The sequence below is a fragment of the Streptomyces sp. NPDC005202 genome (assembly GCF_040608235.1).
Taxonomy (GTDB): Bacteria; Actinomycetota; Actinomycetes; order Streptomycetales; family Streptomycetaceae; genus Streptomyces.
In genome coordinates this window covers 1-26,917 of the sequence record NZ_JBEXHW010000017.1, presented here as the reverse complement: position 1 = coordinate 26,917, position 26,917 = coordinate 1, and the positions used below count along the sequence as shown (strand labels likewise).

The window sequence follows — 26,917 nt, the reverse complement described above, 5'->3', positions numbered from 1 at the left end:
GCGGGAGGATTGAGAGACCATGTCCGAGTACTCCGAGAAAGACGTCCAGCAGGAAGTCACCGAGCTGGAGGGCAAGTCGGCGACCGCCGCGCAGATCTTCGACCTGCGGCGCATCATCGGCGGGCTGTTCGTGATCTACGGGATCATCGTCACGATCGTGGGGATCACCGACTCCCAGGCCGCCATCGACAAGGCGCAGGGGGTCAACATCAACCTGTGGACCGGGATCGGGATGCTGATCCTTGGGGTGTTCTTCCTGGTCTGGCTGAAGCTGAGGCCCATGGCACCGCCGTTGCCGGCGCCGGGCCCGGAGGAGCGGCAGCCGGAGCAGCCGGAGTGACGCAGGCCGGGGTGGCGTGCGTTTGCCGGAACCCGGCGCCGCTGCCGACGTCACGTGGGTCGCGCAGCCCGGCGCTTGCGGGGTGCCTTCCCGCTGGGCGGAAGTGACTGTCCGCAGCCGGGCGCCACGAGCGCTCGCGGTCCGACGGGCCCGGAGTCCCTACGACTCCGGCCCCGGTTCCGTTTCCGGGGCCGGAGGTGCCGCGGGTGCGGCGTGCGGAAGGGGGCCCGCGCGGTCCAGCAACCCCGTGCGCGCCGCCAAGGCCGCTGCCTCCAGCCTCGAGCCGACGCCGAGCTTCATCAGGACCCGCTGCACATGCGTGCGTGCCGTGCTGGGTGCGATGCCCATCCCCGCCGCGATCAGCCTGGTGTCCTCGCCCTCGGCGACCCTGACCAGCACCTCGACCTCGCGCGGGGTCAGCATCTGCAGGAGGCGTTGGCCCTCGTCGTCGGGTTGGGCGGCCGGGTTCAGCAACTCGCTGAAGGCGCCCTGGAGCAGTTGGGGGGCCACCGCGGCCTCGCCCGCCCGGGCCTTCATGATCGCTCGTTCGACGCCCTCTATGCGCTCGTCATGGCGTACGTAGCCGGAGGCGCCCGCGGCGAAGGCCGCCGCGATGCCGCGCGGCGACGGGACGGGGCCCAGCACCACGACCGCCACCTGAGGACGCTCGCGCTTGATCTTGGCCACCGGGTCGAAGATTCCCGGCTCGGCCGGTGTCGCCGTGCCCAGCAGGCACACCTCCGGTGCCCTGGCGATCACCAGGTCCGCCGCGCCCGCGGCGGGCGCCGCCGCAGCCAGTACCCGGTGTCCCCGCAGCTTCAGCGCCGAGGCCAGCGCCTCGGCGAGCAGTCGGTGGTCGTCGACCACCATGAGCCGCACTCCCATCGAGCAACCCCCCCAGTCCCCCCACGGATGCCCACTATGGATGCCCACTGGACACCACTGACAGCCCCACGGGCAGTGGCCCCCCGGCACACCCGCCCTTCATGCCCCCGGAAGCTACACGCTTGTTCGACATTGCGCTGCCCCTACCGGCGAGAAGTGTCCCGGATCGACGGACTTTCTGGCATTCCTCGCATTCGAGGGTGATGAGCGGTACGCGCACGGCCCCGCCCCTGAGCAGGGGCGGGGCCGTGCGGGGGGGGGGCGGCCGTACGGCGGGGTCAGCCGCCTGTGCCGAAGGCCAGCACCAGGTACTCCTTGCCGGACGACGACGTCGACTTGTGGGCGAAAACCGCAGACATGTACAGGTGGCCCTGCGCGTAGCGGAACTCCGCGTAGTCCGGGGACATGCTGGTCTCCGCGTCGCGCACCGCCTCGGTGGACGGGTTCTCCAGCAGCTTGGTCTCCTTGAAGCTGCTGCCGTCGATGCTCACGATCTGGCCGCCCTTGTCGTAGGGCGGGCGCTTGTAGGCGATGACGTTGCTGCCGTCCATGCGCAGCGGGGAGATCGTGTAGCCGTCGCCCGCGTCCGCGCGCTGGCCCGTCTGCCGGCCGGTGGCGAGGTCGAACGCGACGATCTCGTTGGTCTTGCTGTACTGGCCGGTGCCGTCGTGCTCCTCGGTCGGCACGTACAGCTTGTCGTTGCCGACCGCGAGCCCGGTGCAGTACTCGATCTTGGTGATGCCGTCGCAGCGGGCCGCGTACTTGTCGCCCGGCGCCGAGATGTGGGCGCGCAGCTTGCCGGTCTTGTTGTCGATGGAGAAGAAGTCCGAGATGCCGCTGCCGTCGCCCGCGCTGTCGCCGACGTCGGCGGCCACGACGAGAGGGTTGGTCGACACGATGGCCGCGTACTCGATGCCCTGCGACATCTTGTACTCCGAGATCACCTTCCCGGACTTCGGGTCGATGGTCTGGATGTGCAGCTGACGCTGGTCGTACGAGCCGCACTTGCGCACCGCCACCAGCTTGTCGCCGCCGCCGTAGCCGGCGTCGTAGCAGGTGTCGGTCGGCTTGGGGGCCCACAGGGTCTTGCCGGTGGCGATGTCGAACGCGGCGCCGCCGCTGGTGCTGCCCACGGCGACCGTGCTCGCGCTGACGGTGACGTTGTCCAGGCCGACCAGCTGGTCACCGGACTTGACGGTCTGCGTCCACAGCTTCTTGCCGGCGTCGAGGTCGATCGCCGCGACCTGGCTGCAGCCGTGCGACGGCTGGGCCTTGGTCGGCATGGCGGGCTCGTACACGATCGCGGTCTTGTTGTCCGACGTGGTGTGGGCGCTGGCCTTGCACACCGGGCCGGGCAGCTTGATCGTCCACAGCTTGGTGCCCTTGTCGGGGTCGTAGCCGACGATCTCGGCGACGCCGCTCTTGGCGTACACCTTGTCGGTGAGCCACGAGCCGGAGGTGACGACCGTGTCGTTCACGTCGGGCATTGGCACCTGGTAGAGGACCTTGGCGGCGGGGTCGGAGGGCACCTTCTCCTTGCCGCCGGAGGAGGTGCCGCCGGTGCCGCCCTTGTCGTCCTTGCCGCCGGTGCCGCCGCTGGAGCTCGCGGTGTCCTTCTTGCCGTTGTCGTTGCCGGACGACTTCGCGTACCAGACACCGCCGCTGATGATCAGCGCGATCGCCACCACCGCCGCGACGATGATCGCCAGCTGCGCGTTGAACTTCCGTCCGCCACCGGCCGGCTGCGCGGCCTGCGGCTGCAGCGGCACGGTCGGCTGGCCCGGGTAGCCGTAACCGGGCTGCGGTGCGCCGTATGGGCCCGGCTGCTGGGCGTACGGGTTCGGCTGCTGGCCGGGGTAGCCGTAGCCCGGGGGCGTCTGGGGGGCCTGCGGCGCCTGTGGGTAGCCGTAACCGGGCTGCGGCTGCGGCGGTCCGGCCGGCGGGGCCGGGGGCGGAGGCGTCTGCGGGGCGCCCTGGGGCGGCTGGGGGGCCTGCGGGTAGCCGTAACCCGGCGCCGGCTCCGGGGCCTTGGCGAAGTTCGGCGCGCCCGCGGGCGGCGGGGTCTGCGGGGGCTGGGGCCGGCCCTGGGGAGCCTGCGGAGGCTGGGGCTGGGCCTGGGGGGCCTGCGGGGGCTGCTGGGGCGGCTGGTGCTGGGGCGGGCCGAAACCGCCCTGCTGCGGCGGCTGGTGGGGCGGCGGGGGCGGCTGGGTCATGACGGGTGCACCTCTGGGGGACGGGGACGGGAGAAGCCGGGTGATCGAAACGGCGCGGGAGCGCCGGCCGCCCGGGGGCGGCCGGCCCGCCTCACTTGCCGAAGGCGAGCATCAACTTCTCCTTCGTCTGGTCGTTGCCGCTCAGCCGGGTGGTGGAGATGTAGAAGCGCCCGTCGACCCAGTCGACGTCCCGCGAGAAGAAGCCGTCCTCGATCTGCGCGGTGCCCTGCGGGTTCTGCAGCAGCTTCGTCGTCGTGTGGCTCGAACCGCTCGTCGGCACGGACACGACCTGGCCGCCCGCGTCGTACGACGGCTCGACATAGGCGATGAGCCTCCCGTTCTCCACCTTGATCGGCATCATCGAGGTGTCCGCGGGGGACTTGACCCGCCACTTCTCCTTACCGGTGGAGAGATTGATCGCGACGATCTCGTTGGGGCCGCTGGAGGCCTCGGTCGGCAGGTAGAGGGTGCCGGCGTCGGAGGCGACGCCCTGGCAGCCCTGGAGGTCGCGGTCGAGGATGGCGAAGCCGCACTTGGGGTCGAAGGAAGCCTTGGTGTCGACCTGGGAGCGGATCGAGCCGTCGTTGTTCAGGGTCGAGATGTTCCAGTGCTTCTTGTCCTTGTTGGTCGAGTAGAGGATCACCGGGTCGACGGAGTAGGTGCGCTCGACCGTCCAGCCCTTGGGGATCTTCTTGGTCCACTTGGCCTTGCCGGTGGCCGGGTCGAGCTCCTGCACCTCGTCGTGCGCGTTCGTGCCGCCGGCGCCGCAGGACGCGACGGAGATCAGCCGGGCGCCGCCCGCGAAGGCGGTCGGGAAGCAGGCCTCGCCGTACTTCTGCTTGTCGAACAGCTTCTTGCCGGTGTCGACGTCGTACGCCGTACCCGACTGCGAGCGGCCCACCATCAGCGTCTTGCCGGTGACGGACAGCTCGATGGTGATCGTGCTGTCGAACAGCTCGCCGTCGGAGACCTTGGCGCTCCAGCCCTTCTTGCCGGTGTTCAGATCGATCTGCTGGAGCTGGTTGCACTTGGCGCGGTCGCTGCTGCCGCTCATGTACGCCACGACGACCTTGTCGTCGGCCGACTTCTCCGGGGTCACCGCGCAGATCTTCTGCGGGAAGGTGATGGGGGCCCAGGTGGGGTTGCCGTCACCGACGTTGTAGGCGAAGACCTGCTTGTACGCCGCCTTCACCGCGGCCTTGTCGGTGATCCACATGCCGGGGGCGTCGGCGCCGGAACCGGGCGCGTCCGGCGCCTCCTTGTACCAGAGCACCTTCGCCTCACCGGGCTTGCGGCCCTCGTTGAGGTTCTCCGGGTCCTTGCCGCCGTCGCCGCTGCCGTCCCCGGGGTTGACCGGGGCGTCGGAGGCGGAGGCCTTGGAGTCGCCGCTCTTCTCGGCGACCGGCTTCTTCTTGCCGCCGTCGCCGCCGCTGGTGACGGCCCACACGGTGCCGCCGACCACGAGCAGCGCCGCCACCGCGGCCCCGATGACGACGGCGGGCCTGCCCTTGAAGGGGTTGCGGGAGCCGCCGCCGGGCGGCGGGGTGCCGGGCGCGCCCGGGAACTGCGGCTGCGGGTAGCCGTAACCGGGCTGCTGTCCGTACGGCCCCGGCTGCTGCGGCTGCTCGTACGGTCCGGGCGCGGCGGGCGCGCCGTACGGGCCCGGCTGGGCGTAGGGGCCGGGCTGCTGCGGGTAGCCGTAGCCGGGCTGGGGCTGCGGCGAGCCGGAGGGCGGAGCCTGCGGGGGCGGCGGGGTCTGGGGCGGCTGAGCGGGAGACGGAGCCGTCCCCTGGCGCGGATCCTGAGGAGCGCCGAAACCGCCCTGCGCGGGCGGGGTGGGGGGAGCCCCGAATCCGCCGCCCTGCGGCGGCTGCTGCGGAGGCTGATCCTGCGGTGCTTGGAAGCCGCCCTGCGGCGGCTGGTTGGGCGGCTGAGTCATCAGCGCGTTCCCCCTCACTGATTTTTAGCCACGCCCTGAGGTACGTGATGGACCCAGAGTCGTACTTCATACAGTTCTCAGACGGCTCTTTCTATCACTCGCCACCGACAGCCCACCGGGCCGGATCCGCCCCCTGTTCCCAAGGGAGGACCGGCCCGTGATGTCCTCGTTACGGGCCTTCACGCCCCCTTCACGGGGGCGCACGCAACGCGGCGCACCAACTCGGCCCCGCGCCGCGGCTTCTGAGCCATGGGCGCGGGGGCGTGCGAGTCATGGGCCCACGGCGTGCGAGTCGTGGGCCCACGGCGTGCGAGTCGTGGCGCGGGGCGTGCGGGGTGTTACGCGTCCTCGGCGAGCTCCAGCCAGCGCATCTCCAGCTTTTCCCGCTCCTCCGCCAAGTCGCGCAGCTCGGCGTCGAGTTGGGCGACTTTCTCGAAGTCCGTGGCGTTCTCGGCGATTTGGGCGTGCAGCCGGGACTCCTTCTCGGCGATCCGGTCCAGCTGCCGCTCGACCCTCTGGAGCTCCTTCTTGGCGGCGCGCAGTTCTGCGGCGCTCTTCTCCGCGGCGGCCTTCTCCGGGGCGGGCGCGGCAGCCGCGGCGGCCGCCGCGGCCTGCTGCTCCATCCGCTGCCGCCGCTCCAGGTATTCGTCGACGCCGCGCGGCAGCATCCGCAGCGTGCCGTCGCCGAGCAGGGCGTACACCACGTCGGTGGTGCGCTCGATGAAGAACCGGTCGTGGGAGATGACGATCATCGAGCCGGGCCAGCCGTCGAGGAGGTCCTCGAGCTGGGTGAGGGTCTCGATGTCGAGGTCGTTGGTGGGCTCGTCGAGGAAGAGGACGTTGGGCTCGTCCATGAGCAGGCGCAGCAGTTGCAGCCGGCGCCGCTCACCGCCGGACAGGTCGCCGACCGGCGTCCACTGCTTCTCCTTGTTGAAGCCGAACGTCTCGCACAGCTGCCCGGCGGTCATCTCGCGCCCCTTGCCGAGGTCGACGCGCTCACGCACCCGCTGCACGGCCTCCAGGACCCGCCAGTCCGGGTCGAGTTCGGCGACCTCCTGGGACAGGTAGGCGAGCTTGACGGTCCTGCCGACGGCGATCCGCCCGGCCGCCGGCTGTGCCTCGCCCTCCGTCCATGCCGCCTCGGCCATGGCACGCAGGAGGGAGGTCTTGCCGGCGCCGTTGACACCGACCAGGCCGACGCGGTCGCCGGGCCCGAGCTGCCAGGTGACGTGCTTGAGCAGCATCTTGGGACCCGCCTGGACGCTCACGTCCTCCAGTTCGAAGACGGTCTTGCCGAGCCGCGACGAGGCGAACTTCATCAGCTCGGACCTGTCGCGCGGCGGCGGCACGTCCTTGATCAGCTCGTTGGCGGCCTCGACGCGGAAGCGCGGCTTGGACGTACGGGCGGGCGCACCGCGCCGCAGCCAGGCCAGCTCCTTGCGGACGAGGTTCTGCCGCTTGGCCTCCTCGGTGGCGGCGATGCGCTCGCGCTCGGCGCGGGCGAAGACGTAGTCGGAGTAGCCGCCCTCGTACTCGTGCACGGTGCCGCGCTGCACGTCCCACATGCGCGTGCACACCTGGTCGAGGAACCACCGGTCGTGGGTCACGCACACCAGCGCGGAGCGCCGGTTCTGCAGGTGGCGGGCAAGCCAGGCGATGCCCTCAACGTCGAGGTGGTTGGTGGGCTCGTCGAGGACGATCAGGTCCTGCTCCTCGATGAGCAGCTTGGCGAGCGCGATCCGCCGCCGCTCGCCACCGGACAGCGGCCCGATGACCGTGTCGAGTCCCTTGGGGAACCCGGGCAGGTCGAGGCCGCCGAACAGTCCGGTCAGCACGTCGCGGATCTTGGCGTTGCCCGCCCACTCGTGGTCGGCCAGATCACCGATGACCTCGTGCCGGACGGTCGCCTCGGGATCGAGGGAGTCGTGCTGCGTGAGCACCCCGAGTCGCAGCCCGCCGGCGTGCGTGACCCGCCCGGAGTCGGCCTCCTCCAGCCTGGCCAGCATCCGGATCAGCGTGGTCTTGCCGTCTCCGTTCCGCCCGACGACCCCGATCCGGTCCCCTTCGGACACGCCGAGCGAGACGCCGTCGAGCAGGGCACGCGTGCCGTACACCTTGCTGACGTTCTCGACATTGACCAGGTTGACGGCCATTTCACTCCTGCCCCGGGGGATCGATCGACCCTCCAGGGTAGTCGGAGGCGGGGTGCGCCGATCGGGCGTCGCCCCGCCGGACCCGCCCGCGGCTCAGTCGGCGTCCCCGGCCGCCGCCGCCTCCAGGCGCCGCTGGTAGCGCCACACCGCCATCAGCAGCCACGAGTCCCTCGGGTGCTCCCCGTCGACGGGACCGACGGGGAGCACAGCACCGGGACGCCCTCGGTCTCGTCGAGCGTGTCCGGATCGGTCCCGCCCTCCAGCAGCTGTCGGACCAGCTCGACGTCACCGCGCCGTACGGCCGTGACGAGCTGCCCGGCTTCCGGAACACCCATGTATACGCGCCCCCTTCCACCCGTTCCCGGCGGAAACGGCCGACGGAGCTTAAGCAGACGGCACCGGCCGGGGCAGCCGAATTACGGGGCAGTCGGCCTATTGGTCGACCACGGTGGCACCCGGCACCGGCCCCGACGCCGTGCGCACGCTGCGGCACGTGCCGGACGCCCGCAGCGCCTCCGCCACCTGCGCCGCGGCACCGGTGTCCCGTACGAGGAACGCCGTGGTCGGCCCCGAGCCCGAGACCAGCGCGGCGAGGGCACCCGCGGAGCGCCCCGCCGCGAGGGTGTCGGCGAGGTCGGGGAAGAGGGACAGCGCGGCGGGCTGCAGATCGTTGGAGACGGCGGCGGCGAGCGCGTCGGCGTCGCCCTTGGCCAGCGCGTCGAGCAGGTCCTGGGAGGCGACGGGCTCGGGGATGTCCGTGCCCGCGCCGAGCCGGTCGAACTCCCGGAAGACCGCCGGGGTCGACAGCCCGCGGTGGGCCATCGCGAACACCCAGTGGAAGGTGCCGCCCACCTCCAGCGCCCTGAGCTGCTCGCCCCGCCCGGTGCCCAGCGCCGCCCCGCCCACCAGGCTGAACGGCACGTCACTGCCCAACTCGGCGCAGATGTCCAGGAGTTCGTCGCGGGAGGCGTTCGTCCCCCACAGCGCGTCGCACGCCACCAGCGCGCCCGCGCCGTCCGCGCTGCCGCCCGCCATGCCGCCGGCGACCGGGATGTCCTTGTCGATGTGGATGTGCACGTCGGGCGTACGGCCGTATCGCTCGGCGAGCACCAGGGCCGCGCGGGCGGCCAGGTTCGTACGGTCCAGGGGCACCTGGCCGGCGTCCGGCCCCGCGCACGTGATCCGCAGCCCGTCCGGCGACGGGGTCACCGTGACCTCGTCGTACAGGCCGACCGCCAGGAAGACGTTCGCCAGGTCGTGGAAGCCGTCGGGGCGGGCGGCGCCCACCGCGAGCTGGACGTTGACCTTGGCCGGGACGCGTACCGTCACGCTCACTTACTCGGTCTCCTTGTGCTCGGCGATACGCGCGAACTCCTCGACGGTCAGGGACTCGCCCCGCGCCTGCGGCGAGACACCGGCGGCGACCAGGGCCGCCTCGGCAGCAGCAGCGGACCCGGCCCAGCCGGCGAGCGCGGCCCGCAGGGTCTTGCGCCGCTGGGCGAACGCCGCGTCGATGACGGCGAACACCTCGCCCTTGGAGGCCGTGGTCTTGAGGGGCTCGGCCCGCCGGGTGAGCGAGACCAGCCCGCTGTCGACGTTCGGCGCGGGCCAGAAGACGTTGCGGCCGATGGCGCCGGCCCGCTTGACCTCGGCGTACCAGTTGGCCTTGACCGACGGCACGCCGTACACCTTCGAGCCGGGGGCGGCGGCGAGCCGGTCGGCGACCTCCGCCTGCACCATGACGAGGGTGCGCTGGATGCTCGGGAAGGTGTCGAGCATGTGCAGCAGCACGGGGACGGCGACGTTGTACGGCAGGTTTGCGACCAGCGCGGTCGGGGCGGGGCCCGGCAGCTCGGTCACGTGCATCGCGTCGGAGTGGACGAGGGCGAACCGGTCGGCGCGGTCCGGCATGCGGGCCGCGATGGTCGCGGGCAGCGCGGCGGCGAGTACGTCGTCGATCTCGACGGCGGTGACGCGGTCGGCGACCTCCAGCAGCGCGAGGGTGAGGGAGCCGAGCCCCGGGCCGACCTCGACGACCACGTCGTCGGGGCGGACGTCGGCGGTGCGGACGATGCGGCGGACCGTGTTCGCGTCGATCACGAAGTTCTGGCCGCGCTGCTTGGTGGGGCGCACGCCGAGGGCTGCCGCCAGCTCACGGACGTCGGCGGGGCCCAGGAGGGCGTCGGGGGTGGGGCTGCTCACGGACCAAGGGTACGGGGCCCGGGGGTGGCCTCGGTTCGGCCGGGCTTGGTTCGGCCGGGCTCGGCCACGGGGCTGCCCGCGGCCGGCCCGCTATTCGTGCAACCGCCCCCCACAATGCGGCCAAGGGCTCGCCCCCCGCCGCACGTACAGCTTCTTCGCCCGGTACGTCTGCTCCTCCGCCGGGGCGTTCTGCGGCCGGCCCGTGCCGCCTAGGCTGTGCCAGGTCCGCGTGTCGAACTGGTACAGCCCCCCATACGTGCCCGAGGGATCCACCGCATCGGGGCGCCCCCCGGACTCGCAGGCCGCGAGCCCCTGCCAGTCGAGGTGGTCCGCGCCCTGCACCGACGGCGGATGCGGCTTGGTGCCGACCTTCACGATCTGCGGCCGCGGCTCGCGCACCACCTCGGACTCGATGCGCCGTGGCCTCTCCTGCACGCCGTTGACGGTGCGCAGGGAGTACGTGACCCGGCGCATCCCCGGCTGCCCCGCCCGCTCCACGACCTCCGTGCCCCTGAACAGCGAGGGGTCGGCGGTGCGCTGCACGAGGAAGGGGATCGGCTCCTCCCGGACCTCCCGCATCCCGGTGATCCGCAGCACGGTGACCGTCTGCCCATCGCGCGGGAAGCTGTCCGGCGGGACCGAGGTGGTGTCCTGGCCCCGCAGGGTGATCCCGGCCTCCTCCACCGCCTCCCGCACGGTCGCCGCGTTGGTGCGGAGGGTGCGCGCACGGCCGTCCACCATGATCGTCACCGTGCGCTCGGTGCGCACGTCGAGCGCGAGCCCGGCGCGTCCGATGCGCTGAGAGCGCGAGGTCGACAGATAGGCCCCCTCCGCGCGCACCCCCAGCTGTCTGAGCGCCCCGTCCACCGTGCGCGCCGTTGTCCACACCTCGCGCCGGTGTCCGTCGAGCGTGAGCCGTACGGGCCGCCCGTAGCGCACGGCGACCTCGTCGCCGCTGGCGAGTGCCGCGCCGGGCGCGGGAGCCACCACGTCGTGCGCGCCCACCTGCACACCCTCGTCGGCGAGCAGCTCGGACACGTCGTCGGCGAAGGTGTGCAGGGTGCGCGGCCTGTCGTCGACGCTGAGCTCGATCGCCTTGTCCTGGGCGACGAACGCGGTGGTGCCGCCCGCCAGGAAGGCCACGACCAGCGCCTGCGGCAGCAGCCGGCGCACGCTCGTCTCCGGACGCTCCGTGTACCGCGCCCTGCGCCGACGTGCGCCCCGCCTCCCGGCTCCGCCGGTGTGCACACCGGGCGCCCGCGCCTCTCCCGCCGGCGCACTCCGCCCCTGACGCGGAACCACGGGTTCGGCCCCCTCGTACGCGGGCCGGTACGTGTCCTCGTAGGTCACCGAGGCCCCGGTGGTGCCGGACATCTCGGTCTCGGGCTCCTCGTAGACCTCGTAGGCCCCGTATTCCTCGTATTCCTCGTATTCCTCGTATGCCGGGTATGCCGGGTATGCCGGGTAAGACCCGTAAGCCTCGTACGGCCCGTAGCCCAACGCCCCGTAGGACAGCGTCTCGGCACCGTGCACATCGCCCTGCCCGCCGGGGTGCAGATCACCCTGCCCGCCGAGCTGCGCACCGCCGGGCACGCCGAAGGCACCGTACGCCGGCGGTTCCGGGTCCGGTTCCGGACCCGGGCTCGCGCTCGGGCCGTAGGTCTCGTACGTCTCATACTGCGAATTGCTCACACCGACACGCTCCAGAGGGCCAAGGGGTCCGAGGGTCCGGATCGGGCCCCCAGAACCTAGCGGAGCGTTCGTCACTCTCCAAAGCGGCACGGCTACGCACGGTTGCGACCGGGCCCGAGGTGAGCCCTTGTGAGCGTTATCCGCCGGTTATGTGTCAGTAGCCGAAGGCGCGTGCCGTGTTCGACGCGAGGGCCGTCGCCAGCGCGTCCTCGTCGATGCCGCGCACGGCGGCCATCGCCCGCACCGTGACCGGAATGAGATACGGGGCGTTGGGCCGTCCGCGGTACGGCACCGGCGTCAGGAAGGGCGCGTCGGTCTCCACGAGGACCAGTTCCAGCGGGGCCACAGCGAGGGCGTCCCGCAGGTTCTGGGCGTTCTTGAAGGTGACGTTGCCGGCGAAGGACATGAAGTAGCCCGCGCGGGCGCACACCTCGGCCATCTCGGCGTCGCCCGAGTAGCAGTGGAAGACGGTGCGCTCGGGGGCACCCTCCTCCTTGAGGATGCGCAGGACGTCGGCGTGGGCGTCGCGGTCGTGGATGACCAGGGCCTTGCCGTGCCGCTTGGCGATCTCGATGTGGGCGCGGAAGGACCGCTCCTGCGCCGCCTTGCCCTCCGGCCCGGTGCGGAAGTAGTCCAGGCCCGTCTCGCCGACGCCCTTGACCTGGGGCAGCGCGGCCAGCCGGTCGATCTCGGCGAGCGCCTCGTCCAGCGCGGCCTGCCCGCCCGGCTCGCGCGCGCCCTGCCGGGACCAGCCGTCGGGGTCGCCGTGGACGATGCGCGGGGCCTCGTTCGGGTGCAGAGCGACCGTCGCGTGGACGCTCTCGTGGGCGGCGGCCGTCTCGGCGGCCCAGCGCGAGCCCTTGATGTCGCAGCCGACCTGGACGACCGTCGTCACCCCCACGGACGCGGCCCTGGCGAGGCCCTCCTCGACCGTGCCGGACTGCATGTCGAGGTGGGTGTGGGAGTCGGCCACCGGTATCCGGAGGGGCTCCGGGAGCGGCGGCGCCGCGTTCTTGTCGGCGTTCGAAGGCATGCCCCGATCCTACGAAAGGGGCATGCCCTCCCAGCTCCGGGAGCGCGTCATCCCGCCTTGCGCTGGAACGGGTGCAGGAGATCGGAAAGGTGCCAGTGGTGGTCCCTCTGCTTCCGGGCTGCCGCCGCCTCCCCGGACGGAGACTTCGACGCCGGGTCCACCACGGGTCCCGCCGGGCGGTCGTGCCGGTGCAGTTGGTGCTGCACGGACGACACCTGCCCCGCCCGCATGATCCGGACGACGTGACCGTCGCAGTTCTGGCAGCTGGGTCGGCTCAGCGGAGACGGAACAACCCGGCCGTCCGCCACGTACAGCACGAACTCGTTGCCGTCGCCGTCGGTGTGGTGCTCTATCGCGTACGACTGCTCCCAGCCGTGCCCGCATCGCATGCAGGCGAAGGAGTACGACTCGTTGACGACGCCGGTCGCCGCACCACGGTGGCCGGTCTGCCCTGCGATCTCGCTCATGCCAGCTCCTCTTGTCCGCTGGACAACGGACGGGTACGTCCCGTTCCCCCAGTGGACGCCTTCACCAGCGCGCACGCATCAGGCCCTGTCGAGTGTTGGAGGCGATTTGGACGATGCTTGCCAAACCGCCCCCGGACGCCCGGTCTTGCTTTGCCTTTCCAGACAGCCCTTTGCCCCCTGATGGGGCGCACGCTCATGCGAGATGCGAGCTGCTCAGAGGGAGTACGCCCCCTGGGACAACAACAACGCCCGCCACGAAGAAACCCGCACCCGCCGGACGGCGGGAGCCCCCGACCCCCAACGCACCGCAGGCACACCGCGGCGTCACCCCGAATACTTCGCGGCCACCACCGCGTCGAACACCGCCCGCTTCGGCACCCCCGCCTCCGCCGCGACCGCCGCGATCGCCTCCTTGCGCCGCTCCCCCGCCTCCTCGCGCACCCGCACCCGCCGCACCAGCTCCTCGGCGCCGACCTCCTCGGCCCCCTTCTCGGGCGCGCCCTCGACCACGACCGTGATCTCGCCGCGCACGCCCTCCGCGGCCCACGCGGCCAGCTCCCCCAGCCCGCCCCGCCGGACCTCCTCGTACGTCTTGGTCAGCTCCCGGCAGACGGCGGCCCGCCGCTCGGCACCGAACACCTCGGCCATCGCGGCGAGCGTGTCGACGAGCCGGTGCGGAGCCTCGAAGTAGACCAGCGTGCGCCGCTCGCCGGCGACCTCCCGCAGCCGGGACAGCCGCTCGCCCGCCTTGCGCGGCAGGAACCCCTCGAAGCAGAACCGGTCGACCGGCAGCCCGGACAGCGCCAGCGCGGTGAGCACCGCGGACGGACCGGGCACCGCGGTGACGCGAATGTCCTTCTCGACGGCCGCCGCGACCAGCCGGTAGCCGGGGTCGGACACGGACGGCATTCCCGCGTCGGTCACGAGCAGCACCCGCGCGCCGCCCAGCAGCTCCTCGACCAGTTCCGGCGTACGGGCGGACTCGTTGCCCTCGAAGTACGACACGACGCGCCCCTTGGGCTGCACGCCCAGCGCCTGCGTCAGCCGGCGCAGCCGCCGCGTGTCCTCGGCGGCAACGACGTCCGCTCCGGCCAGCTCCTCGGCGAGCCGGGGCGGCGCGTCCTGGATGTCGCCGATGGGAGTGCCCGCCAAAACAAGGGTTCCTGTCACGCCGCCATCCTCTCAGGGGCGGCCTGCAGCGACGGCATCCGGCCACCGCCGCACCCGCCCGGCGGCGGACGCATCCCGACCGGTACCGCCCATGCACGGGACTCACACAGAACGGTTCCCTACGATGGCGCGGTGACCAGTACCGCGTCCTCCACGGACACCCGGCAGGGCCCGGCCCCGCACGACCAGCGGCCGTCGTGGCAGCAGCGGCTGCGCCGTTTCGGCTACTCGGCGGGGCCCACAAGCGACGTCCGCGACCGGCTGGTGCCGCCGTACGCGGAGCCAAGCCCGCGTCTGTGGGCGGCCTTCGGCATCCCGCGGACGCTCGCCGACCGCATCACCCGCTGGTCGGGCTGGGGCGGTCCGCTGCTGGTGACGCTGGTGGCGGGGGTGATGCGGTTCTGGCACCTGGGCAGCCCGAAGGCGGTGATATTCGACGAGACGTACTACGCCAAGGACGCCTGGGCGCTCGTCCACCGCGGCTTCGAGGTCAACTGGGACAAGAACGCCAACGGCCTGATCCTCAAGACGGGCGGCCACGTCACCATCCCCTCCGACGCGGCGTACGTGGTGCACCCACCGGTCGGCAAGTACGTCATCGGCCTCGGCGAGCTGGTCTTCGGGTTCGACCCGTTCGGCTGGCGCTTCATGACGGCGCTGCTCGGCACGCTGTCGGTGCTGCTGCTGTGCCGCATCGGCCGCCGGCTGTTCCGCTCCACCTTCCTCGGCTGCCTGGCGGGCGCGCTGATGGCGGTGGACGGCCTGCACTTCGTGATGAGCCGCACCTCGCTGCTCGACGGCGTGCTGATGTTCTTCGTGCTGGCCGCGTTCGGCTGCCTGCTCGTCGACCGCGACCGGGCACGCGAGAAACTCGCCGCCGCGCTCCCGGCCGACGCCGACGGCCGCGTCCGCCCCGACGCGCACACGGCTGAAACCACCCGCCTCGGCCGCCGCCCCTGGCGCTGGGCGGCGGGCCTGCTGCTGGGCCTGGCGATCGGCACCAAGTGGAACGGCCTGTACATCCTGGCCGCCTTCTGCGTGATGGCCGTACTGTGGGATGCCGGCTCCCGCAAGGTCGCCGGCGCCCGCCACCCGTACCGGGCGGTGCTGAAGCGGGACACGGGCATCACGTTCCTGGCCACGGTCCCGGTCGCGATCGCCACTTACCTGGTCTCCTGGATCGGCTGGATCCTCTCCCCCACCGACGGCAGCGGCGGCTACTTCCGCAACTGGGCGGTGACCGACGGCAAGGGCGGCCACTGGACCTGGCTGCCGGCCTGTCTGCGCAGCCTGTGGCACTACGAGCACCAGGTGTACGAGTTCCACGTCGGCCTGTCCTCGCCGCACACCTACCAGTCCAACCCCTGGAGCTGGATCGTCGACGGCCGCCCGGTGTCGTACTTCTACGAGTCCCCCTCACCCGGCACGGACGGCTGCCCCGTGAACGCCGGCCAGAAGTGCGCCCGCGAGGTCCTCGCCCTCGGCACGCCGATGCTGTGGTGGGCGGCCTGCGCCGCGCTCCTGTACGTCCTGTGGCGCTGGTTCTTCCGCCGCGACTGGCGGGCGGGCGCGATCGCCTGCGGCGTGGCGGCCGGCTACCTGCCCTGGTTCCTGTACCAGGAGCGCACGATCTTCTTCTTCTACGCCGTCGTCTTCGTGCCCTTCCTGTGCCTGGCGGTGGCCATGCTGATCGGCGCGATCATCGGCCCATCCGGCTCGACCGACACCCGCCGCGTCGCGGGCGCCACGGGCGCGGGCGTCCTGGTCCTGCTGATCGCCTGGAACTTCATCTACTTCTGGCCCCTGTACACCGGTACGGCCATCCCGCTCGACTCGTGGCGGTCGCGGATGTGGCTGGACACGTGGGTCTAGCCGGGCCGGCGCGCCCGTCCGCCTAGGGCGCCGGGCAGGCGTCCGGTCCGCCCTTGTCGAACGTGGCCTTGGTGCAGTAGGTGATGGTCGGGAAGTAGTCGCCCATGACGGGTGCGGGGTTCTGGCCCTGCTTGACATCCTGAACGGCGTTGTGGAAGTCCGCTGCCGGCAGCATGTTGCGGAAGATCAGGATGCCGTCGACGTTGGTGGGGCCCCAGGAGATCCACGTCACCTTGTTGTCCGCGGTCGCGTTGGCAGGGCGGTCCTGCGGGGTGGAGACCACGAAGGTGTAGCGCCCGTCCTTGTCCAGGGCCGTCTGATAGTCCGCGGCACAACTGCTGGAGGGGTACGGGAGCTGCCACTGGTTCTGACAGATGGACCAGTACCTGAGTTGGGTCTTTGTCAGAACGGATTGTCCTGCCTGGGTGTTGGGGAATGTGGGCGCCTTTCCGCGGACAATGACTACGCGGCCGGACTCGTAGGAGATCGGGGTGCACAGGTACTTGTTGTAAGGATTGGGGAACAGGCCGGACGTCTTGTTGGGCGTGGCGAAGCCCGGGCTCTTCGTGCTGGACTTCCCGCATCCCTCGAATCCCCCGGGCGGGGCGTTGTCCTTCACCAACTGCTTGAGGTACCCGACCAGCGGACCGGCGGGCCCCTGCGTCGAATCCGCCTTGGCGCACGTCGAAATCGAGTGGACGCTGCCGTCCTTCCGGTGTACGGACAGTGAGGGAAGGGGGACGTCACCCGCGGGATCGGAGGCCTTGGCGGGCACATAGACCCGCAACGCCAGAATTCCCGTTCCAGACGTGGCGTTCCCGTTGGTGGCAGCCAGCGTGTTTTTCCCGGAGCCCGCCGCAACCCCTGCCTTCAGCGTGACCTGGTATTTGTGCTGCGCGGAGTTCGTACCCGCATTCGGGTCGCTGAACGGGTTCCGGCTGCCCGGGCTCGCGGCGATCTGATAGTCGGCGAGCGAATCGATGGGCGATCCCTTGACGTCGTACGACGTCAGCGACGTGAACCGGGCGGAGGGGTACGTCCCGTCCACCAGCATTTGATCACTTTGCCCGAGATGGTAAGGCATCAGCCAGTACGTCGCGTTGGTCTCGGGAAAGGCGAAATTCAACCTGCTGGGGTTCACCACGGCAGGCCATCCGCAAGAGACTTGCGGCAACGGGGCCCGCCCGGCCCGGACCGGAACGGCCGCATCGGCCGACTGTGCGGCCAGCAACGTGAAGACACCCATCAACGCCAGGGCAGACGCTCTCAGGTTGCGCAGGAATGAGTACATCGCACCGCTCCGTCCGCGGATCCGGGGAGAACGGCGAGGCTGCGTCTCGAGGAGGTCACACGGTGCCCATAGGATGCGAGGGGTGTCACGGCACCGCGCCTGGAATAGTGAATTCGCTCGAGCAGAAAATCGTGTACTAGTTCCCATGACGCAACTGCCATTGTCAGTTTCCCCCCGCCGTCGGCGCGGCGCAAAGGGGAGCTGTTCACACAGGGCCGGTGGCCGCGGATATGGCCGTCACAGGTCCCGCGTTCATGTATGTGACTGATGCCGGGGTCCGGGTCAGCGGGCTGATCTCTCTTCGGACAACATCCGGCAACACCCCTCACAGCTCCCCCCTCACGCCACTTACAGTGCGGAGGACTGAAGCGGGGAGGGGAGCGCGTCATGCGCAAGGGGGTGAAGGCCGCCGTCGTCGGCGGGGTGTTCGCCGTGATGGTGGGCGGGGCCGGGTACGGGGCGTTCAACGTCGTGTCCGCGCTGCACGGTGACGGGGGTCTCGGCGGGCCGGTGCCCGTAAAGACCGGGCCGCCGAGCCGGGACGAGGTGAAGGAGACGTCGGCGAAGTTCTTCGCGTCCTGGGAGAAGGAGCAGGCGGCGAAGGCGGCGTCGTACACGAACTTCCCCGATGCGGCCGAGGAGCTGCTGACGGCCTACGGCCAGGCCGCGCACATCACGGATGTGAAGATCACGCCGGGGGCCGCCTCCGGCACCACCGTGCCCTTCTCGGTGCGGGCGACGGTGTCGTACGGCGGGAAGTCCGAGCCCCTCGCCTACCGCAGCCGGCTGACGGTCGTGCGCGGTACGTCCACGCACCGCCCGCTGGTCGACTGGCAGCCGTCCGTCGTGCACCCCGAGCTCAGGAAAAGCGACACGCTCGTCACCGGCGAGTCGGCCAGCCCGCCGATCCAGGCCGTCGACCGCAACGGCGCCGTCCTGACGCGGGACAAGTACCCGTCCCTCGGCCCCATCCTGGACGAGCTGCGCGCCAAGTACGGCGACAGGGCGGGCGGCACCCCCGCCGTCGAGCTGAGCATCCGGCACGCGGACACGAACGCCGCCGAGACCACGCTGCTCACCCTCGCCAAGGGCCGGGCGGGCAAGCTGCCCACGACCCTGAGCGCGAGCGCGCAGGCGGCGGCCGAGCGGGCGGTGCAGCGGTACGCCGAGTCGTCCGTCGTGGCGGTGAAGCCGTCCACCGGTGAGGTGCTGGCGGTCGCCAACCACCGCAACGACGGCTGGAACGCGGCGTTCCTCGGTCGGCTCGCCCCCGGCTCGACGATGAAGATCATCAGCGCGGCCACCCTTATCGACAACGGGATCACGACGGCGAGCGGGCCCGCGCCCTGTCCTCCCGACGCGATGTGGCAGGGCCAGACCTTCCACAACCTCAAGGGCATGACCCCGGACAAGCACGCCACCCTCTCCCAGAGCTTCGCCCGCTCCTGCAACACGGCCTTCGTCAAGTACGCGGACTCGGTCAAGGTGGACTCCCTGACCAAGGAGGCCGAGGAGCGCTTCGGGCTGGGCCGGGACAACTGGAAGGTCGGCATCCCGTCCTTCGACGGCTCGGTACCCGCCTCCGGCGGCCCGGACACGGCGGCCAACCTGATCGGCCAGGGGCAGGTCCAGATGAGCCCGCTGAACATGGCGTCGGTGTCGGCGACCGCCATGACGGGCAGGTTCCTGCAGCCGCTCATCGTCTCGCCCAAGCTCGACGACCGCGAAGTGGCGCAGGCCAAGGGCCTGTCGGCAACCACGGTCGCCCAGCTGCGGCAGATGATGAACCGCACCGCCACCAGCGGCACCGCGGCCGCCGCGATGTCCGGGCTGACCGGCAGCATCGGCGCGAAGACCGGATCCGCCGAGGTCGACGGGCAGGCCAGGTCCAACAGTTGGTTCACGGGCTACCGGGGCGACATGGCGGCCGCCGCCATGACCCAGGAGGGCGGACACGGCGGCGACGCGGCGGGCCCGATCGTGGCGGCCGTGCTGCGCACGGGCGGCTGAAATGCATCGCCTGGCCGATTGTCGCAGCTCTGCTACGGACGGGTGACTGAACTCACCCCCACAGGACGGGACTCTAGGGTGGTTGCCGTCGTTGGGGAGCGTGAGGGAAACGAGGGCAGCGGGGGCCCTGAGGATTCGCGAAGGAACGGAAGGCAGTGGGCAAGAGAAGGCGCGTCGCCGAGCGACGAAAGACGAGACCCGCCGTGGTCGGCGGATTGATCGCCGTGGTCGTCGGCGGCGCCGCGTTGGGCGTCTACACGCTGTACGGCAGCGGGGCCTCGGCCGAGGGCCGGACGCAGACGGCGTCGGCGGCCGGCGGCCACAAGGCGGTGAAGTCCGGTCCGCTGTCGGCGACCGAGGTGCAGACCACCGCCGAGCGGTTCCTGACGGCCTGGCAGCAGGGCAGGGCGACCGAGGCGGCGGCCGCGACGAGCGACTCCGCGGCGGCCACGGCCCTGCTGACCGGCTACACCAAGGACGCCCACCTCAAGGACGTCACGCTGACCCCGGGTACCCGCACCGGCGCCAAGGTGCCGTTCTCCGTGAAGGCGACGGTGTCGTACAGGGGCCTGACCAAGCCGCTGGCGTACGACAGCGCGCTGACCGTCGTCCGGCGCACCACGGACGGCAAGCCGGTCGTCGACTGGCACGCCTCCGTCGTCCACCCCGACCTGAGGGACGGCGACACGCTGGTCACCGGCGAGTCCGGGACCCCGCCGGTGAAGGCGCTGGACCGGGACGGCGGCGAGCTGACTGCCGCCAAGTACCCCTCGCTCGGCACCGTGCTGGACGGGCTGCGCGAGAAGTACGGCAAGACGGCGGGTGGCAAGGCGGGCATCGAGCTGCGCGTGGTCCGCGGCAAGGCGGCGAGGACGGCCAAGCTGTCCGACAAGACGCTCGTCGAGCTGAGCAAGGGCACCCCGGGCACGGTGAAGACGACGCTGAGCCCGACCCTCCAGGCGGCCGCCGAGCAGCAGGTGGCCAAGCAGGAGCGGGCGTCGGTCGTGGTGATGCGCCCGTCGACCGGTGAGATCCTCGCGGTGGCGAACACCAGCCACGGCTTCAACACGGCGTTCCAGGGCTCGCTGGCCCCCGGCTCCACGATGAAGATCATTACTTCGTCGCTGCTGATCGAGAAGGGCCTGGCGTCGGCCGACAAGGCGCACCCGTGCCCGAAGACCTTCACGTACGGCGGCTGGAAGTTCCACAACGACAACGACTTCGAGATCAAGGGCGGCACGTTCAAGGCGAGCTTCGCGCGCTCCTGCAACACGGCCTTCATCAGTCAGGCGAAGAAGCTGAAGAACGCCGACCTGACGCAGCAGGCCCAGCAGGTCTTCGGCCTGTCGAGGGACAACTGGGCGATCGGCGTCCCGTCCTTCGACGGCGCGGTGCCGGTGCAGAGCGCAGCGCAGATGGCCGCCTCCCTCATCGGCCAGGGCGGGGTCCGCATGAACCCGCTGAACATGGCGTCGGTCGCCTCGACGGTCAAGGCGGGCGTCTTCCACCAGCCGTACCTGGTGTCCCCGTCGGTCGACCACCGCAAGCTGGCCACGGCCTCCCGCACGATGTCCGCGTCCACGCTCTCCCAGCTGCGCGAGCTGATGCAGTACACCGCCGCGTACGGCACCGCCGCCCAGGCCATGTCCGGCCTCGGCCCGGACTACGGCGCGAAGACCGGCTCCGCGGAGGTCGACGGCCAGAAGAAGCCGAACGGCTGGTTCACCGCCTACCGCGGCGACCTCGCGGCCGCGGGCGTCGTCCAGGCGGGCGGCCACGGCGGCGACACGGCGGGCCCGATCGTGGCGGCGCTGCTGAAGATGGGCAGCTGAGCCTCACCGGCGCCCCACCGAGGCATCCGTGCGCTGCCGCATCACGGGGTCCTGCCCACTCACCGGTGCGCCACCGCCGACGCCGTGGCGGCGGCCATGTACGTCCGCCGCAGGAATCTGAGCAGCGTCTTGGTCTCGAACTGCACGACCGAGACGCCTCGTGCGGAGTGGAACTCGACGATGGCCTGCACCCGGCCGCACGGCCAGACCCGGACCGCGCCGGTGCCGGCCGGGGCGCGCAGGCCCTGTTCCAGCAGTGACCGGGAGAACGTCCACTCGTGCGGGCCGGGCAGGCGGACCTGCACCGAGCGCGGGTCGGCCGGGTCGTAGCGCAGGACGACCGGGACGGCGCCGTGGTCATCCTGGATGTCGTCGTCGGTGAGTATGTAGGCCCGTGCGTACTGTTCGACTGCAGACATCGGACGGCCCCTAACACTGAGTGACCTGCGCGGAAGCCGCACTTCCACTTTCTCTCCAATGTCCCACATTTCCTGATTTCACGTTCTGACACCGAACGTCTCGCGGGACCAATCCACGACTTCATGGCTCTTGCAACCTGTTCGCAACAAGCCACTGTCATCGAACGTGCACGTACCTGACGGATTCATCGACGCCCCCACCTCCGCCACCATCGAAGTCGTCGCCGCCGGCGCCCTCGCAGTGAGCCTGCGCGGTGCGCGCCGCGAGCTCTGCGCGCCCACCGCCTGGAGCTGCCCTTCGGCTTCGACCCGCGGTCCGTGACAATGGGCGCGTGACGAACCAGGACGAGGACAAGGGGGCCGCCGGGTCGCTGTTTCTCGACGACCAGCTGTGCTTCGCGCTCTACGCGGCCCAGCGCGCGGTGACGGCCGCGTACCGTCCGCTCCTCGACGAGCTCGGCCTCACCTACCCCCAGTACCTGGTCCTGCTGGTGCTCTGGGAGCGCGGCGAGTCCACGGTCAAGGAGCTGGCCTGCGCCCTCCGGCTCGACTACGGCACGGTCTCCCCGCTGCTGAAGCGGCTGGAGGCGGCGGGGCTGGTGCGCCGGGAGCGCTCGGCGCGCGACGAGCGCTCGGTGCTCGTGGCGGTCACCGGGCGCGGCGAAGAGCTGCGGGAGCGCGCAGCGCGCGTACCCGGCGCCCTGCTCGCGGCAACGGGGCTTGCCACAGGCGAGGTCGCACGGTTGCGCGAGGAGTTGTGGCGGCTGGCCGAACGCGCGGAAGGGGCGGCGGACCGCGAGCGCTGACCGGGGGTTACCCCAGGTTCCTACCCCCTGGTAACAGACAACTCCCGCCCGGTCGGTACCTTGTGCGCAATGTACTTGTGCACTTTTTTGTTGCCCACCGTTGCGTCCGCCCTGGGGGAGGTCCCGCCGTGATCGAAGGCGCCGCCGTCGACACCCGCCCGACGAAGATCATGTACGTCGCCGAGGCGACCGCGCACGGCGGCCGGGACGGCTACGTCACCAGCCAGGACGGCCAGATCGACCTGAAGGTCGCGATGCCGCTGGCGCTGGGCGGCGACGGCAACGGCACCAACCCCGAGCAGCTGTTCGCCGCCGGCTACAGCTCCTGCTTCCACAACGCGCTGATCCTGGTCGGCAACCGCGCGGGCTACGACCTGACCGGCTCCACGGTCGCCGCGAAGGTCGGCATCGGCCCCAACAAGCACCGCGGCTACGGCCTCGCGGTCGCCCTCAGCGTCTCCCTCCCGGTCCTCGACCCGGACCTCGCGGCGAAGCTGGTGGACGCGGCCCACGAGGTGTGCCCGTACTCCAACGCCACACGCGGCAACATCGACGTAACGATCGTGCTGGGGTAGCGAGACACAGGAATCGCAGGCTGAGCGTCCACGTTGCACGCACTGTCGTAGGCGACACGCGCTGTCGTAGGCGACACGCACTGTCGTAGGCGAGGCAGAGAGGAACGCGGACGTGGACGCGCACGGCGCAGTGGCCGGGGGATTCGAGCCGGTCAGGGAAGCGTTCGCCGGGAACTTCGAGATGCTGGGCGAGCGGGGCGCGGCGGTGGCCGTGTACCGCGACGGGCGCAAGGTCGTCGACCTGTGGGGCGGCGCCAAGGACGTCGACGGCACGGAGCCCTGGGAGCGCGGGACCGCCCAGATCGTGCGCTCGGCGACGAAGGGCGTCGCCGCCGCCGTACTCCTGCTGCTGCACCAGCGCGGGGAGCTGGACCTGGACGCGCCGGTGGGCACGTACTGGCCGGAGTACAAGACGGCGGGCAAGGAGCAGACCCGCGTGCGCGACCTCCTCGCCCACCGCGCGGGCGTCCCCGTACTGGACCGGCCGCTGACACCGGAGCAGGCCGCCGACCCGGTGCTCGGCGCCGAGGCGGTGGCCGCCCAGTCCCCCGTGTGGGAGCCGGGCACGGACCACGGCTACCACGCGCAGACGTACAGCTGGCTGACGGGGGAGCTGGTCCGGCGTGTCACGGGCCGCCCGATCGGCGAGTGGATCGCGAGCGAGATCGCCGGGCCGGTCGCGGCGGCGCTATGGGTGGGGCTGCCGGAGAGCGAGACCGGGCGCGTGGGCCGGGTGGGGCAGGTCGAGGCCCCGCAGTCTGCGGGCGGGCTGAAGACGCGGCCCAAGCGGTCGGTCGCCGAGGCGTACGCCGACCCGGAGTCGCTGACGCGGCGCGCCTTCGCCGCGATCAGCCCGCTGCCGGACGAGAACGACCCCGCCTACCGCGCCGCGGCCCTCCCCGCGTCCAACGGCATCGCCACGGCCGACGGTCTGGCCCGCTTCTACGCCTCACTCATCGGCGAGGTGGACGGCGGCAGGCGCCTGTTCACCCCGGCGACCATGGAACTCGCCCGCGCCGAGCAGTCCGCGGGCCCGGACCGCGTGCTCGTGGTGAACACCCGGTTCGGGCTCGGCTACATGCTGCACGGCCCCGCGTCGCCCCTGCTGAGCGCGGGATCCTTCGGCCACCCGGGCCGCGGCGGCGCCCTCGGCTTCGCCGACCCGGAGTCGGGCATCGCCTTCGGCTACGTCACGAACGGTTTCCGCAAGAGCGTGACGGCGGACCCGAGGGCGCAGGCGCTGGTGCGGGCGGTACGGGCGTCCCTGGCGTAGCCCTGCGGCTCAGACGTGGATGGGGTGCGACGTGTGCCCCGACGCCTGGTCGATCTCCCCGTGCGCCTTGCTCAGCAGCTGCATGGCGAGCTCGTTGAGGGCCCGCGCCCCCGCGATCTCCTCGCCGACCCGCGGCTGTTGGGAGTCGGTGTGGTGCCGGCTGGCCCGCCCGTGCGCCCGTACCTCGCTCCCGTCGGGCAGGCGGACCATCGCCGCCGCCCGCGTGTGCTGGTCGTCCTCCTGGAACTCCAGCTCGACATGCCATCCCACAGCGGTGTGCATCATGACGATCACCTCCGGAACACCTGCTTCCAGGGTGCGCCACGGGACGCGCCCGCGCACCCACTGACCGGCCACTAACCGGCGTGCGGCATCAGCCCGATGCCGACGACCAGGAGTCCCGCGGCCGCGATGCGCGGCGCCCCGAAGCGCTCCTTGAAGAACACCGCGCCGATCGCCGCGCCCACGATGATCGATGTCATACCCGGCTCATACAGTGTTTTCATGAGTCGATCGAAGTCACGGAGCTGGAGCCGTTCGGCGATCTCTCGACAGATGCGTTCCTGGGGGTCGACCCCGGTCTGATCCTCGTCCTTGGCGTGCGAGATGCGGCAATAGATGGCTGCGGGCTCGCCCGGTGCGATGGTGGGGCGTGGCAGCGCAACCGCAAGCGGCCCGGTTGGGAAGAGATGTTGAAGGCGATGCAGGACGGAGATATCCGGCACATCATCTGCACACGCGTGCGGCTCCTCGGACGACACGTCGCGACGCTTGAAAGACGCCCTCAAGGACAAGGCCCGTGAGGGCAAGCCGCACGTAAGCAACCGACCGTGCGGCTACACCAGCGACGGCCGCGCGATCATCGAGGAGGAAGCCAAGATCGTCCGCGAGGTCTTCCGCCGGTACCTGGACGGCGAGTCGCCGAACCTCATTGCTCAGGACCTCACAGCCCGCTCGATCCCCACATCCAAGGGCAAGACGTGGCAGCCCGAGAACGTTCGTCACCTGCTGTCGTCCAACTTCGTCGCAGGCGTCCGGATCCACCAGGGCGAAGAGGTGGGAGTGGGGGCATGGCCCGCCATCATCGACCGGGGGCGGTGGGACGAGGTCCAGCGGCTCAAGGAGTACCGAGCTGAGCGTGCCAGGGACGAGCAGAAACGACCGACCCGGCGTTACGTCCTGCGCGGCGTCGCAACGTGCGCCTGCGGGGTACGAATGGCCGGGACGAACAGCGGTCGGTACGCCTACTACCGGTGCACCCGAGCCGACGAGACCGGCCAGCAGAAGTGCAACCGTTCCGTCTCCGCCGGGCCCCTCGAAGACTTCGTGCGGGACGTGACGATCAAGGTGCTGACCAAGCTGGACACCTCAGGCTATGAGCCCGCCACGACCACGCGCCCCGAGGCCGACGTTCTCGCGGACGACAAGGACCGGGCCAAGCTGGAGGAACTGAAACAGCTGTGGCTCAACGATGACGACTTCACGACCGCCGACTTCCAGGCCATGCGACACCTTCGGCCGCGAGCTGCTTGGCGGCGGCCAGGATGCAGTCGCGCGGGCCGCCTGGCGCTCGACGGCCCGAGACCACTGCTCGCTGTGGCGTCTCGTCACCGGGGCACCTCACGCTCTTCACGGGCGATCTCGCGGTTCGTGGCGATGTCTTCGGCAACTCCAGCGGCCAGGAGTGCGGCGCCGGGGGTGTGGCCGGAGCCGACGTAGCGCCAGTGCCGATCGGTGATCGTGCCGGGGACATACGGGCCCGAAGGATGGGGCGGTGAGGGTGACGAAGAGCCGGGGACGATGGCGGACCGTGTTGGGGACGTTCTTGTCGCCGAGGAGGCCCGCGCGGACCAGGTGGAAGGTGTCTCCGGCGTGAGGCGGGAGCAGGCCGGGCAGACGGTGGCGCGGCGGTTGCGGCAGCGGACGAGGAGGCGTTCGCCGGGCTCGGTGCGAGTGTCGTAATGGTGGAGGATCTCGCCGGTCGTGGCGTCCAGGACGCTGGTGGAACCGGAGAGGTGGACGGGGTGGGCGCAGCCGCCGGTTGCGGTGATCTGCTCCAGCCAACGCCGGAATTGGGGTCTTGGGCGATGCGAATGGCGTCGCGGTCACGCGCCCATGCGGTCTTGCATGTCGACCACCAGAGCCGAGAGCACGGCGACTGCCTCACGCCGGCAGGTCGCCAGGGCGCTCAACCGTCCAGCGAACAGGCCGAGTTCCATGCCGCCCTTGCAGTCGATGCCGACCAGGGCGACGGGTTGCGGGGCGAGTTGGGTGATCAGCCGGGCCAGCAGTGTGGATTTGCCGGACCGGGTGGCCCCGGCGATGAGCCAGTGCGGCACGAGCCGCAGGTTCATCACCCAGGCGCCGCCGCTCTCCAGGACGCCGATGAGCGCGGAGAGGAGTTCGGCCGGTGCGGTGGCTGTGCCGGGACGCTCCAGCGGATCCGTGGCCGTAGCGTTCAGGAGCGCGAGCCCATGCGTGCAGCCGAGGCAGCCCACGAGGTCGGCGGAGCGGGTTGGGGGCTGCCCGGTCTGGGGGCGAGCATGATCAGGGGTAGTCCCGCCCGCAATGTGCACGAGTGGCCCCCTGGTCTTGCTCGACGCGGGACCAGGACCGGGGAGGCGGCTGAAGCCGTGCCAACTGAGACGGCGTCTTAGACCGTGTCCTATGTGGTGAGGCATCGTTGACCTCGGTATGGGGCGGGGTACGTGGAGTTGGATTGTTCCGGACGGACTGTGGGAGATC

22 protein-coding genes and 4 pseudogenes are annotated in these 26,917 nt (G+C 71.1%); 9 read left to right on the top strand and 17 right to left on the bottom strand.

Going from position 1 to position 26,917, the window contains the following annotated elements:
* Window positions 1-19 precede the first annotated feature (19 nt).
* Window positions 20-340: a hypothetical protein gene (locus ABZV31_RS23195; protein ID WP_355896962.1), complete on the top strand. Its 321-nt coding sequence runs from the start codon at window positions 20-22 to the stop codon at window positions 338-340.
* Window positions 341-499: 159 nt separating this feature from the next.
* Here ABZV31_RS23195 and ABZV31_RS23190 read toward each other — a convergent pair whose 3' ends face one another.
* The 11 genes from ABZV31_RS23190 to rsmI all read right to left on the bottom strand — a co-directional run bounded on the left by ABZV31_RS23190 (window position 500) and on the right by rsmI (window position 14,094).
* On the bottom strand, window positions 500-1,225 hold the full coding sequence (locus ABZV31_RS23190) for a response regulator transcription factor (protein WP_355896960.1): 726 nt from the start codon (window positions 1,223-1,225) through the stop codon (window positions 500-502).
* Between the two features lie 278 nt (window positions 1,226-1,503).
* Window positions 1,504-3,438, bottom strand: a complete 1,935-nt coding sequence (locus ABZV31_RS23185) for a PQQ-binding-like beta-propeller repeat protein (protein ID WP_355896957.1) — start codon at window positions 3,436-3,438, stop codon at window positions 1,504-1,506.
* Between the two features lie 91 nt (window positions 3,439-3,529).
* A complete protein-coding gene (locus ABZV31_RS23180) occupies window positions 3,530-5,377 on the bottom strand; it encodes a PQQ-binding-like beta-propeller repeat protein (RefSeq protein ID WP_355896955.1) in 1,848 nt (615 codons plus the stop codon).
* Window positions 5,378-5,715: 338 nt separating this feature from the next.
* Complete coding sequence (locus tag ABZV31_RS23175) at window positions 5,716-7,530, bottom strand: ABC-F family ATP-binding cassette domain-containing protein (protein ID WP_355896953.1); 1,815 nt, start codon at window positions 7,528-7,530, stop codon at window positions 5,716-5,718.
* A 152-nt stretch (window positions 7,531-7,682) separates the two neighbouring features.
* The gene (locus ABZV31_RS23170; protein ID WP_355896951.1) at window positions 7,683-7,865 is read right to left on the bottom strand and encodes a hypothetical protein; all 183 of its coding nucleotides are present in this window, start codon (window positions 7,863-7,865) and stop codon (window positions 7,683-7,685) included.
* Window positions 7,866-7,962: 97 nt separating this feature from the next.
* Entirely contained in the window at window positions 7,963-8,865 is a 903-nt protein-coding gene (locus ABZV31_RS23165) for a 4-(cytidine 5'-diphospho)-2-C-methyl-D-erythritol kinase (protein ID WP_355896948.1), read from the bottom strand.
* On the bottom strand, window positions 8,866-9,732 hold the full coding sequence (gene rsmA / locus ABZV31_RS23160) for a 16S rRNA (adenine(1518)-N(6)/adenine(1519)-N(6))-dimethyltransferase RsmA (protein ID WP_355896945.1): 867 nt from the start codon (window positions 9,730-9,732) through the stop codon (window positions 8,866-8,868).
* A 90-nt stretch (window positions 9,733-9,822) separates the two neighbouring features.
* Entirely contained in the window at window positions 9,823-11,106 is a 1,284-nt protein-coding gene (locus ABZV31_RS23155) for a ubiquitin-like domain-containing protein (protein WP_355897200.1), read from the bottom strand.
* Window positions 11,107-11,578: 472 nt separating this feature from the next.
* Window positions 11,579-12,457, bottom strand: coding sequence for a TatD family hydrolase (locus ABZV31_RS23150; RefSeq protein ID WP_355896942.1), 879 nt, complete (start codon window positions 12,455-12,457; stop codon window positions 11,579-11,581).
* A gap of 47 nt (window positions 12,458-12,504) precedes the next feature.
* A complete protein-coding gene (locus tag ABZV31_RS23145) occupies window positions 12,505-12,924 on the bottom strand; it encodes a hypothetical protein (RefSeq protein ID WP_355896940.1) in 420 nt (139 codons plus the stop codon).
* 324 nt (window positions 12,925-13,248) lie between these two features.
* Window positions 13,249-14,094, bottom strand: a complete 846-nt coding sequence (gene rsmI / locus ABZV31_RS23140) for a 16S rRNA (cytidine(1402)-2'-O)-methyltransferase (protein WP_355896937.1) — start codon at window positions 14,092-14,094, stop codon at window positions 13,249-13,251.
* A gap of 132 nt (window positions 14,095-14,226) precedes the next feature.
* Between rsmI and ABZV31_RS23135 the strand changes: the two genes are divergently transcribed.
* Window positions 14,227-15,966 (top strand): phospholipid carrier-dependent glycosyltransferase, encoded by a 1,740-nt coding sequence (locus ABZV31_RS23135; protein WP_355896934.1) that lies wholly within the window; start codon window positions 14,227-14,229, stop codon window positions 15,964-15,966.
* 22 nt (window positions 15,967-15,988) lie between these two features.
* On the opposite strand, the gene ABZV31_RS23130 is transcribed toward ABZV31_RS23135, so the two are convergent.
* Window positions 15,989-17,257 (bottom strand): hypothetical protein, encoded by a 1,269-nt coding sequence (locus tag ABZV31_RS23130; RefSeq protein ID WP_355896932.1) that lies wholly within the window; start codon window positions 17,255-17,257, stop codon window positions 15,989-15,991.
* A 387-nt stretch (window positions 17,258-17,644) separates the two neighbouring features.
* Between ABZV31_RS23130 and ABZV31_RS23125 the strand changes: the two genes are divergently transcribed.
* Together ABZV31_RS23125 and ABZV31_RS23120 are read left to right on the top strand one after the other, a co-directional pair.
* Entirely contained in the window at window positions 17,645-19,267 is a 1,623-nt protein-coding gene (locus tag ABZV31_RS23125) for a penicillin-binding transpeptidase domain-containing protein (RefSeq protein WP_355896930.1), read from the top strand.
* A gap of 155 nt (window positions 19,268-19,422) precedes the next feature.
* Window positions 19,423-21,099, top strand: coding sequence for a penicillin-binding transpeptidase domain-containing protein (locus ABZV31_RS23120; protein WP_355896928.1), 1,677 nt, complete (start codon window positions 19,423-19,425; stop codon window positions 21,097-21,099).
* A 59-nt stretch (window positions 21,100-21,158) separates the two neighbouring features.
* Here ABZV31_RS23120 and ABZV31_RS23115 read toward each other — a convergent pair whose 3' ends face one another.
* Window positions 21,159-21,518 carry an SsgA family sporulation/cell division regulator gene (locus ABZV31_RS23115; RefSeq protein WP_355896926.1) on the bottom strand — a complete coding sequence of 120 codons (360 nt, stop codon included), beginning with the start codon at window positions 21,516-21,518 and terminating at the stop codon, window positions 21,159-21,161.
* A gap of 166 nt (window positions 21,519-21,684) precedes the next feature.
* Here ABZV31_RS23115 and ABZV31_RS23110 point away from each other — a divergent pair.
* From ABZV31_RS23110 to ABZV31_RS23095, 4 genes and pseudogenes are all read left to right on the top strand, one after another.
* Window positions 21,685-21,789: pseudogene (locus ABZV31_RS23110) on the top strand (cobalt ABC transporter permease); the annotation flags it as partial.
* 61 nt (window positions 21,790-21,850) lie between these two features.
* The gene (locus ABZV31_RS23105) at window positions 21,851-22,324 is read left to right on the top strand and encodes a MarR family transcriptional regulator (RefSeq protein ID WP_355896923.1); all 474 of its coding nucleotides are present in this window, start codon (window positions 21,851-21,853) and stop codon (window positions 22,322-22,324) included.
* 128 nt (window positions 22,325-22,452) lie between these two features.
* Window positions 22,453-22,899 (top strand): organic hydroperoxide resistance protein, encoded by a 447-nt coding sequence (locus tag ABZV31_RS23100; protein WP_355896920.1) that lies wholly within the window; start codon window positions 22,453-22,455, stop codon window positions 22,897-22,899.
* 112 nt (window positions 22,900-23,011) lie between these two features.
* Entirely contained in the window at window positions 23,012-24,172 is a 1,161-nt protein-coding gene (locus ABZV31_RS23095; protein ID WP_355896918.1) for a serine hydrolase domain-containing protein, read from the top strand.
* A 9-nt stretch (window positions 24,173-24,181) separates the two neighbouring features.
* Here the strand turns inward: ABZV31_RS23095 and ABZV31_RS23090 are convergent, their stop codons facing one another.
* Together ABZV31_RS23090 and ABZV31_RS23085 are read right to left on the bottom strand one after the other, a co-directional pair.
* Window positions 24,182-24,457, bottom strand: coding sequence for a DUF1876 domain-containing protein (locus ABZV31_RS23090; protein WP_355896915.1), 276 nt, complete (start codon window positions 24,455-24,457; stop codon window positions 24,182-24,184).
* 71 nt (window positions 24,458-24,528) lie between these two features.
* Window positions 24,529-24,651, bottom strand: a pseudogene (locus ABZV31_RS23085) (EamA family transporter); the annotation flags it as partial.
* Window positions 24,652-24,943: 292 nt separating this feature from the next.
* On the opposite strand from ABZV31_RS23085, the gene ABZV31_RS23080 reads away from it, so the two are divergent.
* Window positions 24,944-25,891, top strand: coding sequence for a recombinase family protein (locus ABZV31_RS23080; RefSeq protein ID WP_355896913.1), 948 nt, complete (start codon window positions 24,944-24,946; stop codon window positions 25,889-25,891).
* Here the strand turns inward: ABZV31_RS23080 and ABZV31_RS23075 are convergent.
* Window positions 25,802-26,267: pseudogene (locus ABZV31_RS23075) on the bottom strand (replication initiator). The gene ABZV31_RS23080 and the pseudogene ABZV31_RS23075 sit on opposite strands and share 90 nt — an antisense overlap.
* A 19-nt stretch (window positions 26,268-26,286) precedes the next feature.
* Window positions 26,287-26,646 (bottom strand): annotated as a pseudogene (locus ABZV31_RS23070) (FtsK/SpoIIIE domain-containing protein); the annotation flags it as partial.
* Between the last annotated feature and the right edge of the window lie 271 nt (window positions 26,647-26,917).